The sequence below is a fragment of the Aminobacter carboxidus genome, from assembly GCF_014863355.1.
Lineage (GTDB): Bacteria > Pseudomonadota > Alphaproteobacteria > Rhizobiales > Rhizobiaceae > Aminobacter > Aminobacter carboxidus.
This window is the reverse complement of the sequence record NZ_JACZEP010000002.1, coordinates 366429-382036: the sequence shown is the minus strand read 5'-3', so window position 1 is coordinate 382036 and position 15608 is coordinate 366429. Positions and strand designations below refer to the sequence as shown.

Genomic DNA, 15608 nt, shown 5'->3' with positions numbered 1-15608 from the left:
TGTTTGCGAAACAAACTTCGGCGTCAGCCGCGCGGCTGGTAGATCAGCAATTGCTCGTCGTAAAACACCCCGTCGACCAGCAGCGCTCTCGGCTCAACGCCATAGCTGACGAAGCCGAGACCGAGATAGAGTCGGAGCGCCGGCGCATTGTCGGCGATCACGTGGGCATGCAGCGCAAGGCCACGTGTCGTCGCGTGGTCGATCACCTGCCGCACCAGCGCCTGAGCAGCACCGGTGCCGCGCCAGTCGGGGTCGACATAGACGCCATACATCGCACCCTTGTGCCGCGTCTTGCGTCGCTTTTCGGCAATGAACGTCGCCACGCCAACGAGCGCGCCGGAACCAAACACGCCGAACACCGCATCGGGTTCGGCCAGGCTTATCCGCACCTCGAAATCGACATCGCTAAGATGCGCCTCGTCCTCCGGGCTCGAGCTGAAAGCCAGCGGCGCGTTTTCAAGCGCAGCAAACCGCAGCTTGCGATAGGCAGCGCCCTCACCCGGCATCAGCCGACGCACGACGAAATCCCGCGAGCTCACCCCCAACAAATCCTCCCCAAATGCAAAAGGGCGGCCGAAGCCGCCCTTTCGAAAACCAGTGTGCCGGAAATTACTCGGCTGCGGTCTCAGCGGCTGCTTCAGCTGCCTTGGCGGCCTCGGCTGCTGCCTTCTTCTCGGCGGCTTCCTGGGCGGCCTTCTCGGCGGCCAGCGCCTGGGCTGCTGCAACCTTCTCGGCTTCGATACGGGCCTTCTCGGCGACCAGTGCTGCGCGCTCGGCGTCGTTCAGCTTGCGGGCGCGGACGCCGGTGTTCTCGACGATACGAGCCGACTTACCGCGACGATCGCGCAGGTAGTACAGCTTGGCGCGACGCACCTTGCCGCGACGGACGATCTCGACGCCCTCGATCATCGGAGAGTAGACCGGGAACACGCGTTCCACGCCTTCGCCATAGGAGATCTTGCGGACGGTGAAGTTTTCCTGGAAGCCCGAGCCGGCGCGGGCGATCACGACGCCTTCATAGGCCTGGACGCGGGTACGCGTGCCTTCGGTGACGCGCACCTGGACACGAACGGTGTCGCCGGGCTGGAATTCAGGCAGGGTGCGCTTGGCTTCGATCTTGGCGGCCTGTTCGGCCTCGAGCTGGCGGATGATATCCATCTCAAAAATCCACTTCTTGTTCTTCCGACAGCCAGAGCGCCCAACGCTCGCCTTGCAGTTCCAATGACCGCTCGGTTATGCCTTCTTCCCTCGCGGGTCTTCTGGCAGGGGCGACTACACCGTCACTGTTGACGGGTCCGGTCGATTATTCGTCCGGTTCGGGCGGGCACATACCGCTATTTCGGTCATTTGTCACGCCTTTGCCGCTTCTTTTTTACGCGTCTGGCGTGCTGCGGCATCGATATGGCTGCCAAATCCACCTTGGACCACCCGGCCGCCATCGGCAAGCCATGGCTTGCATCATTCGCAAGGGCTTCCTACAGACCGGGCCAACATAGCAGCAAGGCAGGCAGCCCGTGTCCCTCATCGCAGTCGGCATCCTTTTCATCGCAGGCTTCCTGTCGGGCGTCGTCAACGCCATCGCCGGCGGCGGCACCTTCCTGACCTTCGGCGCCATGACCATGCTCGGCGTCCCGCCGATCTCGGCCAACGCCACCTCCTCCATCGCCCAGTTCCCCGGCTACATCACCTCGACCTGGGCCTACATCGACGACATCAGGTCGATGTGGCGCGGCGCCATCGCCTTCGCCGTCATCTCGGCGGTGGGCGCACTCGCCGGCGCGCTGATCCTGCTTTCCCTCGACAACGTCGCTTTCGGCGCCCTCGTCCCCTGGCTGCTGCTCGCCGCGACAGCCCTGTTCGCCGCCGGCCCCTGGCTGCGCCCGAAAAAGCTGGCCGAACGGCCCGAAGGCGCACCGGCAACGCTTGCCGGCCGTGTCGTTCAGTTCTTCACCTCGATCTATGGCGGCTTCTTCGGCGCCGGTATGGGCGTGATGATGCTCGCCACCCTCGGCCTTACCGAAGGCGGCGACTATCACCGCCTCAACGCGCTGAAGAACATGCTCTCCATCGTCATCGCCGCCGTCGCCATCGCCGTCTTCGCCTCCGGCGGCGTCGTCGCCTGGACGCATGCCGCGATCATGGTGCCGGGCGTGGCACTCGGCGGCTATGCCGGCGTCTGGACCGCGCGCCGCGTACCGCAAGGCATCGTCCGCGCCCTCGTCGTCGCCATCGGCCTGTTCCTGGCGTTCTACTATTTCACGAAAGGCTGAGGCGTCGCCGCTTCTACCTTCTCCCCGTTCACCGGAAGAAGGTGCCGGCAGGTGAATGAGGGGCGGCGCACCCCTAAAGCTTCTTCTTCACCCGCCCGACCCAAAGGTCTGGCCGCCGCGCCTCGGTCAACTTCTCCGCCTCGGCGCGGCGCCATTTGGCAATCTTGCCATGATTGCCCGAGGTCAGCACCTCTGGAATGGCGCGCCCCTCGAACTCCTGCGGCCGCGTGTAGTGCGGGTGCTCGAGCAGCCCACCCTCAAAACTCTCTTCCTCGCCCGACACCTCGTTGCCCATCACACCGGGCAAAAGCCTGACGACGGCATCGAGCAACACCAGCGCCGCCGGCTCGCCGCCCGAGAGAATAAAGTCGCCGACGGAAATCTCTTCCAGCTCGCGCGCGTCGATGACGCGCTGGTCGACGCCTTCGAATCGTCCGCACAGGATCATTGCACCCGGACCTGCCGCGAGCTCGCGCACCCGTTCCTGTGTCAGCGGCTTGCCGCGCGGGCTCATCAGGATGCGCGGGCGCTCGTCACCTTCTGATGAGGCATGGTCGATCGCCTTGGCCAAAATGTCGGCGCGCATCACCATGCCGGCGCCGCCGCCGGCTGGCGTGTCGTCGACCGTGCGGTGCTTGTCGGTGGCGAAGTCGCGGATCTGCACCGCCTCCAGCGCCCAGTCGCCGCGCTCCATCGCCCGCCCCGCCAGCGACAGCCCCAGCGCTCCCGGAAACATCTCGGGATAGAGCGTGAGCACCGTGGCGCGGAACATCAGCGATTGCCCCCGGCGTCCTTCGGTCCGCGCGGGCGCTTGTCGAACTCGCCATCGGAGGGCGCGTCATCGTCGTCTTCGTTCTCGACAAGCCCGGCTGCCACCGTGTCGATGGCAACGAATCCACCTGGCACATCGACCACCGGCACCGCTGCCTGTGTGAACGGGATCAGCACCCCCTTGCGGCCCTGATACTGGATTTCCAGGATGTCGCCGCCGCCGAAATTCTGCACGGCAAACACCTTGCCGACCGGCTCGCCATTTTCGTCGCGCACAACAAGCCCAACGAGATCGGCATGATAGAACTCGCCATCGTCGCCATCGTCAGGCAGCGCCGAACGGTCGACGAACAACTCGGTGCCGGTCAGCGCCTCGGCCGCGTTGCGGTCGGCAACGCCCTTGAAGCGCACCACCACCACCTCGTTGGCCGGCCGGATTGCGGCAATCTCGAAGGCGCGCCCATCCTTGGCGTAAAGCGGGCCATAGTCGGCCAGGGCCAGCGGGTCACCGGTAAAGGTCTTGACGCGCAACTCGCCCTTGATGCCATGGGCGGCGCCGATCACGGCCATCTGGATAGGGTTTTGGGGTTTGGCCATTGCCTGCTTCACTGCTTGCTAACTTCACTGGTTCAACACTGCCATATTCCAATCGGACGCCGAGTGCCAATGCAGGAATTCCTCATCGCCGCAAAACCCGACCTGCAATCGGCCCGCGAGGGCTGGCTGAAGTCGCTTGCCGGCGAGCGTCGCCTTTCTGCTTCGACCGTCGACGCCTATGAGCGCGACACACGCCAGTTCCTGCAATTCCTCACCGGCCACAATGGCGGTGCGCCCGGCATTTCCGACATACGCGACCTGCGCCCAGCCGATCTGCGTGGCTTCCTTGCCTCGCGCCGCGCCGACGGCGCCGGCGCCCGCACGCTCGGCCGTGGCCTTGCCGGCGTGCGCTCGCTGCTGCGCTTTCTCGAACGCCAGGGCCTGGTCAATGCCGCCGGCTCGGCCGCGCTGCGTGCGCCGAAGCAACCGAAATCGCTGCCCAAGCCGCTGACGGCGGTCGATGCCAAGCGTGTCGTCTCGGCTGGCGAACAGCTTGCCGAAGAGCCATGGATCGCCGCCCGCAACGCCGCCGTGCTGACCCTGCTCTACGGCTCGGGCCTGCGCATTTCCGAAGCGCTCAACCTGTCCGGCGCGGAGCTGGCGTCATCAAATGACACCGTGCTGCGCATTTCGGGCAAGGGCGGCAAGACCCGCCTGGTTCCGGTCCTGCCCGTAGCACTCCAGGCCGTCGCCGAATACCGCAAGCTCTGCCCCTATCTGCTGAGCGCCGATGGTGCGTTGTTTCGCGGCGCGCGCGGCGGCCAGCTCGACCCGGCGATCATCCAGCGCGAGATGCGCAAGATGCGCGCAGCGCTCAACCTGCCAGACACGGCGACCCCGCATGCGCTGCGCCATTCCTTCGCCACCCACCTGCTCGGCCGCGGCGGCGACCTGCGCACCATCCAGGAACTGCTCGGCCACGCCTCCCTGTCGACGACCCAGATCTACACCGGCGTCGACACCGCGCGGCTGCTCGAGATCTACGAGGCGGCGCACCCGCGCGCCTAGCCCCTGCGACCCGACAATTGTCACCACGGCATTAACCGTTTTGCCGCTTTTGGCCGCTATACCATGGCCATGACACGTTTCGTTGCCTTTGCCGATCGCGCCTCGCTGTTGTCGCTGAAGCTGCTTGCAGCGCTCAACGTGCTGTTCTTCATCCTGTTTTTCGGCGCAGCCTTCCTGCTCGCCTCCAAGGCGCAGGCCGCTGCACCTGTCTGCACCGGCTCTGACATGCTGGCCGAGCTGCAGAACAGCGACCCGGCACTACTCGGCAAGATCGAGGCAGAGGCAAAGAAGACGCTCAACGGCCAGGGCCTGTTGTGGAAACTGGAAACGCCGGGCCGGAAGCCGTCCTGGCTCTACGGCACCATGCATGTCACCGATCCGCGCGTTACCAGCCTTCAACCGGCGGCGCAAAAGGCCTTCGACGCCGCCCACACGCTGGTCATCGAAACCACCGATGTGCTCGACCAGCAGGCGATGGTCGCCAGCCTGATGAAGAAGCCCGAGCTGATGATGTTCACCGACGCCACCACGCTGCCGTCGCTGCTGTCGCCGGAGGACGCCAAGGTCGTCAACGCGGCACTCGAGGCGCGCGGTATCCCGCCCGCCAGCGTCACCAAGATGAAGCCGTGGATGCTGTCGGCGATGGTCGCCCTTCCGGCCTGCGAGCTTGCCCGCAAGTCCGGCGGCGCGCCGGTGCTCGACATCCTGCTGGCACAGCAGGCCAAGGCTGCCGGCAAGGAGGTCAAGGGCCTCGAAAGTGCTGCCGACCAGCTCTCCGCGATGGCGTCGCTGCCTCTCGAATTCCACATCAAGGGCCTGGTCGAAACCCTCAAGCTCGGCGACCGCATGGACGACGTCATCGAAACGATGGTGGTGCTCTACCAGCGCGGCGACACCGGCATGTTCTGGCCGCTGTTCCGCAACGCGCTGCCCAGTGCAGCGGGCGACGAGCAGAGCTACGCCGCCTTTGAGGAAGCGATGGTTACGACGCGCAACAAGACCATGGTCGAGCGTGCCGAACCGCTCATCAATGCCGGCGACGCCTTCATGGCCGTCGGCGCGCTGCACCTGCCCGGCCCCGACGGGCTGGTCGAGCTGTTCCGCAAGGCAGGCTACACCGTCACGTCAGCCGATCGCTGAATTTTACCGCGCGCCCGTCTGGACGCACGGTTGCTACGGCTTGGCGGCCCGCGCCAGCATCGCCGGCACGATAACCTTGTGGAACGGCATCACGGCGCAGAGATAAGCCCGCCCCAGCAGATTGTGCGGCTTGACCAGCGTCGTGGCGCTCACCTCCTGGCGGCCGTCGCCAAGCTCCTTCAATTCGACAAGCAGGCGGAAATCGAGATGGCGGTCGTCCAGCCCGAGCACCATCCGCCGCTCCGACTGGCTCAGCACCGGGAACATGCCTTTCCGCTCCAGTTCCGGCGCAAGGTCTTCGTCGCGCGTCTTCAGCCCGAACGGCCTGACCAGAAGGTTACGCAGCGCCATCAGAGCACCGATCCAACGCGGCCGATGGCGGAAAACCCGCTCGGCGGCGGTCCCGACATCGAGGCGCTGACCACGGACCACCACCGCGAAGCTGTCGGTAAAACTCGCGCCGGGCAGGATTTGCTCGGCATGGGACAGGACAGGCACCACGGGCATGTTTTTGGCCTCGGCTCGCTGCAATTTGATCGAGCCTATTCCTCTTTCCCGGGCTTGGCGGCGTGGCGAAACGCCGCCACCCCGGATCTTCGTTTCGACAAACTGATCTTCGTTTCGAAAATTTCACGTCAATGTGAAACCGAAACGCCCTTCGCGCGTTGATTGCGATGTTCACGCAATGATTGCGGAGCGCAGCTGAGGGAGATCTCAATGGTGAACAATCCAGATCCAGGACGCCCAGCCGGCCAGTCGAGCATGGGCAGCACATGGCTGATAGCCATCATCGTCGTGCTGCTCGCCGCGGTGGCCTATTATATCTTCGGTCCCAAGACCGCGGAAGCACCGGCACCAGCTGAACCGCCGGCAGCGACAGAACCGGCCCCCGCACCAGCTCCGGCCGAGCCTGCACCGGCACCGTCGGGCACCATGGCGCCTGCACCTGCCGAGCCTGCGCCCGCACCAGCTCCGGCTGAGCCCGCACCTGCCACTCCGGCTCCGGCCGAACCCGCGCCTTCGGGCGGCGGCACCACGGCACCGGCCCCGGCACCATCAGGTGGCTAACGGCTAAAGCTGAAAAAGCAAACGGCCCGCTCACCGAGCGGGCCGTTTCACTTTGGTTCGCACGGATCGAAAAGATCCGCCGATTACATGTGAATCGGCTTGAAGAAGGTGGCGAGTGCCGCTTCCTTGACCGCTTCCGACATGGTCGGATGCGCATGGCAGGTCCGGCCGAGGTCTTCCGACGATCCGCCGAACTCCATCAGCACTGCCGCCTCGTGGATCATCTCGCCGGCACCGAAGCCGACGATGTGAACGCCAAGCACCTTGTCGCTGTCCTTGTCGGCCAAAACCTTGACGAAGCCGTCGGTGTGCAGCATGGCGCGCGCCCGCCCATTGGCGGTGAATGGGAACTTGCCCGCCTTGTAGGCGATGCCCGCCTTCTTCAGCTCTTCCTCGGTCTTGCCGACCGAAGCGACTTCGGGGCTGGTGTAGACCACGCCGGGAATGACGTCGTAGTTCACATGGCCGGCCTGGCCGGCGATGATCTCGGCAACCGCAACGCCTTCGTCCTCGGCCTTGTGCGCCAGCATCGGGCCGACGACGACGTCGCCGATGGCATAGATGCCGGCAACGTTGGTGCGCAGGTGGCCGTCGGTCTTGATCCGACCGCGCTCGTCCATCTCGACGCCGGCTTCCTTGAGGCCGAGGCCGTCGGTGTAGGGCCTGCGGCCGGTGGCGACCAGCACGACGTCAGCCTCGATGGTCTCGGCGGCACCGCCCTTGACCGGCTCGAAGGTCACAGTCGCGCCCTTCTTGGCCTTGGCGACACCCGTCACCTTGGAACCGAGCTTGAACTCGAAGCCCTGCTTGGCCAGCATGCGCTGGAACTGCTTGGCGACGTCGCCGTCCATACCGCCCAGGATGGTGTCGAGATATTCGACCACGGTTACCTTGGCGCCGAGGCGCGCCCACACCGAGCCGAGCTCGAGGCCGATGACGCCACCGCCGACAACCACCAGATGAGCAGGCACCTTTTCCAGCGACAGGCCGCCTGTCGACGAGATGATCACCTTTTCGTCGAAGGCAACGTCGACGCCCGGAATGCCGGCAACGTCAGAGCCAGTGGCGATGACGATGTTCTTGGTCTCGATTTCCTGCGTCTTGCCGTCGACACCGGTGACGCCAACCTTGCCGGCGCCGAGCACTTTGCCGGTGCCCTGGAAACTGTCGATCTTGTTCTTCTTAAACAGGAACGACACGCCGTTGACGTTGGCGGCGACAGTCGCATCCTTGTGCGCCATCATCTTCTTCAGGTTCATCTTCGGCGTGCCGACCTCGACGCCGAGCGCGTCGAACGAATGCTGCGCCTCGGCCAGCATCTCGGAGGCATGCAGCAGCGCCTTGGAGGGAATGCAGCCGATGTTCAGGCAGGTGCCGCCGAAGGTCGCGTTCTTCTCGACCACGGCGACCTTCAATCCGAGCTGTGCTGCCTTGATGGCGCACACATAGCCGCCTGGGCCCGATCCGATTACGACGACGTCATATGCCATTGTCCTGTCCTTCTCCTGGGGCGCGCTCAGCGGCCGCCGCTCACGTTCAAAATTGAGCCCGTCGTATATGATGCCTCATCCGACAAAAGCCAGATGACGGCATGGGCAACTTCTTCAGCCTTGCCTTCGCGCTTCATCGGCACCAGGCCGCGAATGGCGGCAATCCGGTCCGGCTGTCCGCCCGAGGCATGGATTTCGGTGTCGATGATGCCGGGCCGTACCGCGTTGACGCGCACGCCCTCGGTTGCAATCTCCTTGGCAAGTCCGATGGTGAAGGTGTCGATCGCGCCTTTCGAGGCGGCATAGTCGACATATTCGCCGGGCGATCCAAGGGTCGCTGCCGCCGACGAGATGTTGACGATGGCGCCACCAGCACCGCCATGCAGGCTCGACATCCGCTTGACCGCCTCGCGGGCACACAGGATCGAGCCCACGACATTAATGCGCATCATGCGCTCCAGCCTGAAGGCGCTCATCTCGTCGACCCGCGCCTTCATGTCGACAACCCCGGCATTGTTGACGAAGGCGTCGAGCCGGCCATAAGTCCGGTCGACCTCGGCGAACATTCCAAGCACGTCGGCCTCGTTGCCGACATCGCCCTTGATCGCGATCGCCTCGCCACCCGATGCCTTGATCTCGGCCACCAACGCGTTTGCCGCGGCTTCGTTCGACGCATAGTTGATGGCAACGTGGTAGCCGGCCTTGGCAGCCAGCCGGCAGGTGGCGGCACCGATGCCGCGGCTGCCGCCGGTTACCAACAGGACTTTTCCCTGAGCGCTCATTCCTGGCACCCCTTCAGCTCGAACACGTCCCACGGCACTTTGGAGAAGCCTTGGGGACCATAGGCAGCGGATGTCCTGAGCCCGTGGCCCAGGTCGGAGAAGATCAGCTTCTTCGGCGCAGCAGCCGCGATCCGCTCACGCGGCAGAAGCCCGACATTGCCCTGTTCGTCGACGCTGTAGATCACGCCTTGCCACACCGTGCAGGCTTCGATCTCTTCGCCGGTCACATCGCCCTCGGGGCATTGGTGCATCAGCATGCCATTCGGCCGCGCCACGTCCTGCGACCACATCACCACGCCGTCGAGCACGATGGAATTGTCCATCACCATCTTGAAGCTGTTGGTCACGGTTGCCGATTCCAGCGTCGGCCGGAAGTCGATCTCGGCGGCGCCGTCGCGGTCGCCATAGACGGCAAGCTCGATCGGGCATGCCGCTTGGGCCGTCGTCGCCGACAGCACCGCAATCACAGCGATCAGCGCCTGAAACCGCATCAGCCGGCCTGCACGGTGGCGAGCTTCACGCCAAGCCCGATGAAGATCATGCCGGTCACCTTGTTGAACCAGCGGCCCCAGGCAACGAAGCGCTCGCGCACCGAGGCCATGGTGAAGAACATCGACACGCGGACGAACCAGGCGATCAGCACCACCGCCATCAGCAGGCCGTAGACGCCCTTCACCGCGGCCGGTGTTTCGTGGCTGACCATCGCCGTGAACAGGGGCAGGAAGAACAACACGGCCTTGGGGTTGAGCGCGTTGGTGACGAACCCCATCAGGAAGCAGCGCAGCGCCGAAATTGCCCTGGCCTCGCCGCCGCCTTCCTGAACCTCGACCGACGCCATCTCCATCGGCCCGGCGCGAAGCGCCTTGATGCCGAGATAGAGCAGATAGGCCGCACCGGCCCACTTGATCAGCGAAAACAGCAGCAACGACTTCGACACGATCAGCCCGATGCCCAGGATGGTGTAGCTGACATGAAACAGCAGTGACACGCCTATGCCGAAGCTGGTGATGATGGCGGCACGGCGGCCATGCACCACGCTCTGGCGCACCACCATGACGAAGTCGGCGCCCGGCACCACCATCAGCACGGCGAAGACGGCCATCAGGCCGGCGAATTCGAACACGTATTGCGTCATGCCTTGTCACTCCCCACCGACACGTTGCCCAACGGCGCATTGAAAGCCCAGACATGACCGAACGGGTCCTGGATCTTGGCGTAGCGGGCGCCCCAGAACATGTCGTCGGGCTGCATCACCACCTTTGCGCCGGCGGCGGAGGCACGCTCGACGGCCTGGTCGACCTGGCCGGGCAGCTTCAGGTTGATGTTGACGGTCACCGAGGCACCACCGCGGGTCAGCGGCGACAAAACGTCGGCGCCGAACTCGGGGAACTCGTCGTGCAGCATCACTTCGCCGCCGAACATCGCCAGGTTGGCATGCAGCACGCGTACCCCATCATCGGCCATCTGCTCGAAGGTCTCGACCGCATCGAACGCCTTTTCGTAGAAGGCGATCGCCGCCTTGCCGTCCTTGACGCAGAGATGCACCTGGATTGCGGGAATGTCGGGTTCAAAAGCCATGCGACCGTCTCGTTTCGGTTTCTTCAGGCAGCGATCTTACGTCATCAGGCGCACGACCATCAGGACCAGCCCGCCGATCGAAACGAACCAGACGATGGTGCGCAAAACGGGAACGCCTCCGACATAAAGTCCGGCATAGAGCAGGCGCGCGAGAATCCAGGTCACGGCGCCGACGGCACCCAGCTCACCGGTCTTGCCTGTCACCGCCAGCGCCAGCGCAAGTGCGATGAAGGCGGGATAGGTCTCCAGCATGTTGTCGAGCGACCGCTTGAGCCGCCCCGAGATCACGCTTTTCGAGGCGAGGCCCTCGTCACGCGAGCTCAGCAGGTACTTGATGTTGAAATCGCCGGACAGGTCGAGCGACAGGGCCTGCACCAATATGTGCACGATCAGCAGCACGACACTCCAGCCCAGGACCCAGATTTCCGTCGACGCTGCCGCGGCTTCCATCGCCCCTCGCATTTTGAGGCTCTAGACCTTTGCCGACCAGAGCAGGTGCCCGGTAATCCGGGCACCTTTCCTCGGTTGGATCAGAGGTCGAGAACCAGGCGTTCGGGATCTTCCAGGCTGTCCTTGACGCGGACCAGGAAGGTCACGGCTTCCTTGCCGTCGACGATGCGGTGATCGTAGGACAAAGCGAGATACATCATCGGGCGGATGACGATCTGGCCGCCGACCACGACCGGACGGTCCTGGATCTTGTGCATGCCCAGGATGCCCGACTGCGGCGCGTTCAGGATCGGCGTCGACATCAGCGAACCGTAGACGCCACCATTGGAGATGGTGAAGGTGCCGCCCTGCATGTCGGCGACCGACAGCTTGCCATCGCGCGCGGCGAGGCCGAGGCGGCCGATTTCCTTCTCGATCTCGGCGATCGACATCTGGTCGGCATCGCGCACGACAGGAACCACCAGGCCCTTTTCGGTGCCGACGGCAACGCCGACATGGGCGAAGTTCTTGTAGATGATGTCGGTGCCGTCGATCTCGGCGTTGACGGCAGGGATTTCCTTCAGCGCATGCGTCACCGCCTTGGTGAAGAAGCCCATGAAGCCGAGCTTCACGCCGTGCTTCTTTTCGAAGACGTCCTTGTATTTGGTGCGCAGCGCCATCACCGCGCTCATGTCGACCTCGTTGAAGGTGGTCAGCATGGCAGCCGTCGATTGCGCCTCCTTGAGGCGGCGTGCGATGGTCTGGCGCAGCTTGGTCATCCGCACGCGCTCTTCACGCGGCGCATCGGAAACGCTCGAGGGAACGCGGGCGACGACCGGAGCAGCGACAGGGGCTGCGGCAGGAGCGGAAATGCCCTTGGTGATGGCGTCGAGCACATCGCCCTTCAGCACCTGGCCGCGCTTGCCCGAGCCGGCGACCTGGTCGACCGACAGGTTGGTCTCGGCCAGCAGCTTGGCGGCAGCCGGTGCCGGCGGCATCTTGCGTTCTTCGATCGGCGGCGAGCCGGCAATTGAAGCGGTCTGTGCGACAGCTTCCTTGACGCTCGAGGCCGAGGCCTGGGCGACAGCTGCCGGCTTTGCGGCTGCAACAGCGCCGTCGCCGGCACCGATGGTGCCGAGCAATGCGCCGACGCCGACAGTCTCGCCTTCCTTGACGGTCAGTTCGACCAGCACGCCGGCCGAAGGTGCCGGCACCTCGATGGTGACCTTGTCGGTTTCGAGTTCAACCAGCGGCTCGTCGACGACGATCACGTCGCCGGCCTTCTTGAACCACTTGCCGATCGTTGCCTCGGACACGGATTCGCCGAGGGTGGGGACACGGATTTCGGTAGCCATTTTTTGCCTGTCCGTTCTTTGGTTATTCGCCGAGGGCGTCGTCGAGGAACGCCTCGAGTTGTGCCTTGTGCTTGGAAGCCAGGCCCGTCGCCGGAGAGGCGGCGGCCGGACGGCCGGTGTAACGCACGCGCTGGTGCTTGGCGTCGATATGGGCGAGCACCCATTCCAGATACGGGTCGATGAACGACCACGCACCCATGTTCTTGGGCTCTTCCTGGCACCACACCATCTCGGCATTGCGGAAGCGGCTGAGCTCGGTGATCAGCGCCTTGGCCGGGAACGGATAGAGCTGCTCGACGCGCAACAGGTAGATGTCGTCGATGCCGCGCTTCTCGCGCTCCTCGTAGAGGTCGTAATAGACCTTGCCGGCGCACAGCACCACGCGGCGGATCTTCGAATCCTTGACCAGCTTGATCGGCTCGTTGCCGAGATACTGGGCGTCGTCCCACAAAAGGCGGTGGAACGAGCTCTCGCCCGAGATCTCCGACAGCGAAGACACGGCGCGCTTGTGGCGCAGCAGCGACTTCGGCGTCATCAGGATCAGCGGCTTGCGGAAGTCGCGCTTCAGCTGCCGGCGCAGGATGTGGAAGTAGTTGGCCGGCGTCGTGACGTTGGCCACCTGCATGTTGTCTTCGGCGCAGAGCTGCAGGAAGCGTTCGAGGCGTGCCGACGAATGCTCCGGACCCTGGCCTTCATAGCCGTGCGGCAGCAGGCACACGAGGCCCGACATGCGCAGCCACTTGCGTTCGCCAGACGAGATGAACTGGTCGAACACCACCTGCGCGCCATTGGCGAAATCGCCGAACTGCGCTTCCCAAAGCGTCAGTGCCTTGGGCTCGGCGAGGCTGTAGCCGTATTCGAAGCCGAGCACGGCCTCTTCCGAGAGCATCGAGTTGATGACCTCGTAGCCGGCCTGTGCTGCCGACAGGTTGTTGAGCGGAATGTAGCGCGTCTCGTCCTTCTGGTCGTACAGCACCGAGTGGCGCTGCGAGAACGTGCCGCGCTCCGAATCCTGGCCCGAGAGCCGGATCGGATTGCCGTCGAGCAGGATCGAGCCGAACGCCAGGGCTTCCGCCGTCGACCAGTCGATGCCTTCGCCCGATTCGATCATCTTGCGGCGCGTTTCGAGGAAACGGCCAATCGTCTTGTGCGCCTCGAAATCGGCCGGCACCTCGGTCAGCTTCTTGCCGATTTCCTTCAGCGTCTTGACCGGTACCGCGGTCTTGCCGCGGCGCTGTTCGTCCTGGTTGTCGGCGGTGCGCAAGCCGGACCAGGCGCCATCAAGCCAGTCGGCCTTGTTGGGCTTGTAGGCCTGGCCGGCCTCGAACTCAGCTTCGAGATGGTCGCGCCAGTCAGCACGCATCTTGTCGAGTTCGGCCTGGGCCATCAGACCCTCGGCGATCAGCTTGTCGGCATAGGTCTGCACCGTGGTCTTATGGGTGCGGATGTTGCGGTACATGATCGGCTGCGTGAACGCAGGCTCGTCGCCTTCGTTGTGGCCGAAGCGGCGGTAGCAGAACATGTCCACGACAACAGGCTTGTGGAACTTCATCCGGAATTCGGTCGCGACCTTGGCCGCGAACACCACCGCTTCGGGATCGTCGCCGTTGACGTGGAAGATCGGCGCTTCGATCATCTTGGCAACGTCGGACGGATAGGGCGACGAGCGCGAGAAGCGCGGGTTCGTCGTGAAGCCGATCTGGTTGTTGATGATGAAGTGCAGCGTGCCGGCGACGCGATGGCCGCGCAGGCCAGACAGGCCGAGGATTTCGGCGATCACGCCCTGGCCGGCAAATGCCGCATCGCCGTGCAGCAGCAGCGGCATCACCTTGGCGCGCTCTTCCTGCGGCACGATCTCGCCACGGGCACGACCGAACAGCTGGTCCTGCTTGGCGCGCGCCTTGCCCATCACGACCGGATCGACGATCTCGAGGTGCGAGGGGTTGGCGGTCAGCGACAGGTGGACCTTGTTGCCGTCGAACTCGCGGTCCGACGAAGCGCCGAGGTGGTACTTCACGTCGCCCGAACCTTCGACGTCGTCAGGCGCGTAGGAGCCGCCCTTGAACTCGTGGAACACCGCGCGATGCGGCTTGGCCATGACGTTGGTCAGGACGTTGAGGCGGCCGCGGTGGGCCATGCCGAGCACGACCTCCTTGAGGCCGAGCGAACCGCCGCGCTTGACGATCTGCTCGAGCGCCGGGATCAGCGACTCGCCGCCGTCGAGGCCGAAGCGCTTGGTACCCTTGTACTTGACGTCGATGAACTGCTCGAAGCCCTCGGCCTCGATCAGCTTGGACAGGATCGCCTTCTTGCCCTCGGGCGTGAATTCGATCGCCTTGTCCGGCCCCTCGATGCGGGCCTGGATCCACGCCTTCTCCTCTGGATCGGAGATGTGCATGAACTCGACGCCGAGCGTCGAGCAATAGGTGCGCTTCAGGATCTCGAGCATCTCGCGGATGGTCGCGTATTCGAGGCCCAGCACGTGGTCGATGAAGATCGGACGGTCGTAGTCGGCGTCAGTGAAGCCATAGGCCTCGGGCGACAGCTCGTTATAGTCCTCGAGCGGCTTGGCGATGCCGAGCGGGTCGAGATTGGCGTGCAGGTGGCCGCGCATGCGGTAGGCGCGGATCATCATGATGGCACGCACCGAATCGCGCGTCGCCTGCAGCACGTCGGCCTTGGACGGTTCAGTGCCGGTTACAGCGACCGCCTTGTCCTTGACCTTCTTTTCGATCAGCTTCTCGACCATGCCCCAGTTGCCGTCGAGCGCGGAAACCAGTTCGCCATTGGCCTGCAGCGGCCAGCTCGGCGTCGACCACGAGGCGCCCTTGGCGTTCTTGCGGATGTCGCCGGCGTCGTCCTTCAGCGCGCCGAAGAAGTCGCGCCATTCGGGATCGACCGCTTCAGGGTCGTCGAGATAGGCGGCGTGCAGCGCCTCGATATAGTCGGCATTGCCGCCATAGAGGAACGAAGTGAGGGAAAATTGGTCGTTGGCCTGATCTGATCGTGCCATTTTGTCCTGCGGAGCCTCTGGCTCCTCTCCTGTTTTGAAGGGAGTAGGGCAGTAAGCAGTAGGGCAATGATCTGAATTCCCTGCTACCTTACTGCCCTGCTCCCCTA

At 64.4% G+C, this 15608-nt stretch carries 18 protein-coding genes; 5 read left to right on the top strand and 13 right to left on the bottom strand.

Annotated elements, in window-relative coordinates; translation table 11 throughout:
• Positions 1–23 precede the first annotated feature (23 nt).
• Complete coding sequence (locus tag IHE39_RS09475; RefSeq protein ID WP_192566298.1) at positions 24–539, bottom strand: GNAT family N-acetyltransferase; 516 nt, start codon at positions 537–539, stop codon at positions 24–26.
• Positions 540–609: 70 nt separating this feature from the next.
• Positions 610–1158, bottom strand: coding sequence for a 50S ribosomal protein L19 (gene rplS, locus IHE39_RS09470; RefSeq protein ID WP_115730189.1), 549 nt, complete (start codon positions 1156–1158; stop codon positions 610–612).
• Positions 1159–1514: 356 nt separating this feature from the next.
• Between rplS and IHE39_RS09465 the strand changes: the two genes are divergently transcribed.
• On the top strand, positions 1515–2270 hold the full coding sequence (locus tag IHE39_RS09465) for a sulfite exporter TauE/SafE family protein (RefSeq protein ID WP_184768217.1): 756 nt from the start codon (positions 1515–1517) through the stop codon (positions 2268–2270).
• Positions 2271–2343: 73 nt separating this feature from the next.
• Here the strand turns inward: IHE39_RS09465 and trmD are convergent, their stop codons facing one another.
• Both trmD and rimM read right to left on the bottom strand, forming a co-directional pair.
• On the bottom strand, positions 2344–3045 hold the full coding sequence (gene trmD, locus IHE39_RS09460) for a tRNA (guanosine(37)-N1)-methyltransferase TrmD (protein WP_192566592.1): 702 nt from the start codon (positions 3043–3045) through the stop codon (positions 2344–2346).
• Positions 3042–3638: a ribosome maturation factor RimM gene (gene rimM / locus IHE39_RS09455; protein WP_184768218.1), complete on the bottom strand. Its 597-nt coding sequence runs from the start codon at positions 3636–3638 to the stop codon at positions 3042–3044. Before rimM ends, trmD begins: the two co-directional genes overlap by 4 nt.
• A gap of 69 nt (positions 3639–3707) precedes the next feature.
• Between rimM and IHE39_RS09450 the strand changes: the two genes are divergently transcribed.
• Together IHE39_RS09450 and IHE39_RS09445 are read left to right on the top strand one after the other, a co-directional pair.
• On the top strand, positions 3708–4646 hold the full coding sequence (locus IHE39_RS09450; protein ID WP_184768219.1) for a tyrosine recombinase XerC: 939 nt from the start codon (positions 3708–3710) through the stop codon (positions 4644–4646).
• A gap of 69 nt (positions 4647–4715) precedes the next feature.
• Positions 4716–5786, top strand: coding sequence for a TraB/GumN family protein (locus IHE39_RS09445; protein ID WP_192566591.1), 1071 nt, complete (start codon positions 4716–4718; stop codon positions 5784–5786).
• Positions 5787–5819: 33 nt separating this feature from the next.
• Here the strand turns inward: IHE39_RS09445 and IHE39_RS09440 are convergent, their stop codons facing one another.
• Complete coding sequence (locus tag IHE39_RS09440) at positions 5820–6218, bottom strand: DUF2867 domain-containing protein (protein ID WP_343070084.1); 399 nt, start codon at positions 6216–6218, stop codon at positions 5820–5822.
• Here IHE39_RS09440 and IHE39_RS30610 point away from each other — a divergent pair.
• Together IHE39_RS30610 and IHE39_RS09435 are read left to right on the top strand one after the other, a co-directional pair.
• Entirely contained in the window at positions 6162–6455 is a 294-nt protein-coding gene (locus IHE39_RS30610; RefSeq protein WP_246485463.1) for a hypothetical protein, read from the top strand. The genes IHE39_RS09440 and IHE39_RS30610 overlap by 57 nt on opposite strands.
• Before the next feature lie 48 nt (positions 6456–6503).
• On the top strand, positions 6504–6854 hold the full coding sequence (locus tag IHE39_RS09435; RefSeq protein WP_192566296.1) for a hypothetical protein: 351 nt from the start codon (positions 6504–6506) through the stop codon (positions 6852–6854).
• An 83-nt stretch (positions 6855–6937) separates the two neighbouring features.
• Here IHE39_RS09435 and lpdA read toward each other — a convergent pair whose 3' ends face one another.
• From lpdA to IHE39_RS09395, 8 genes are all read right to left on the bottom strand, one after another.
• On the bottom strand, positions 6938–8344 hold the full coding sequence (gene lpdA, locus IHE39_RS09430; protein WP_192566295.1) for a dihydrolipoyl dehydrogenase: 1407 nt from the start codon (positions 8342–8344) through the stop codon (positions 6938–6940).
• A 26-nt stretch (positions 8345–8370) separates the two neighbouring features.
• A complete protein-coding gene (locus IHE39_RS09425; RefSeq protein WP_192566294.1) occupies positions 8371–9126 on the bottom strand; it encodes an SDR family oxidoreductase in 756 nt (251 codons plus the stop codon).
• Entirely contained in the window at positions 9123–9617 is a 495-nt protein-coding gene (locus IHE39_RS09420) for a hypothetical protein (protein WP_184768224.1), read from the bottom strand. Before IHE39_RS09420 ends, IHE39_RS09425 begins: the two co-directional genes overlap by 4 nt.
• Positions 9617–10261 carry a LysE family transporter gene (locus IHE39_RS09415; protein WP_192566293.1) on the bottom strand — a complete coding sequence of 215 codons (645 nt, stop codon included), beginning with the start codon at positions 10259–10261 and terminating at the stop codon, positions 9617–9619. Before IHE39_RS09415 ends, IHE39_RS09420 begins: the two co-directional genes overlap by 1 nt.
• Positions 10258–10704: a VOC family protein gene (locus IHE39_RS09410; RefSeq protein WP_192566292.1), complete on the bottom strand. Its 447-nt coding sequence runs from the start codon at positions 10702–10704 to the stop codon at positions 10258–10260. The genes IHE39_RS09415 and IHE39_RS09410 overlap by 4 nt, the downstream gene beginning before the upstream one ends.
• A 36-nt stretch (positions 10705–10740) precedes the next feature.
• Entirely contained in the window at positions 10741–11154 is a 414-nt protein-coding gene (locus IHE39_RS09405; RefSeq protein ID WP_192566291.1) for an MAPEG family protein, read from the bottom strand.
• 80 nt (positions 11155–11234) lie between these two features.
• Positions 11235–12488 carry a 2-oxoglutarate dehydrogenase complex dihydrolipoyllysine-residue succinyltransferase gene (gene odhB, locus IHE39_RS09400; protein ID WP_184768228.1) on the bottom strand — a complete coding sequence of 418 codons (1254 nt, stop codon included), beginning with the start codon at positions 12486–12488 and terminating at the stop codon, positions 11235–11237.
• A 22-nt stretch (positions 12489–12510) separates the two neighbouring features.
• A complete protein-coding gene (locus IHE39_RS09395; RefSeq protein ID WP_184768229.1) occupies positions 12511–15501 on the bottom strand; it encodes a 2-oxoglutarate dehydrogenase E1 component in 2991 nt (996 codons plus the stop codon).
• Positions 15502–15608 lie beyond the last annotated feature (107 nt).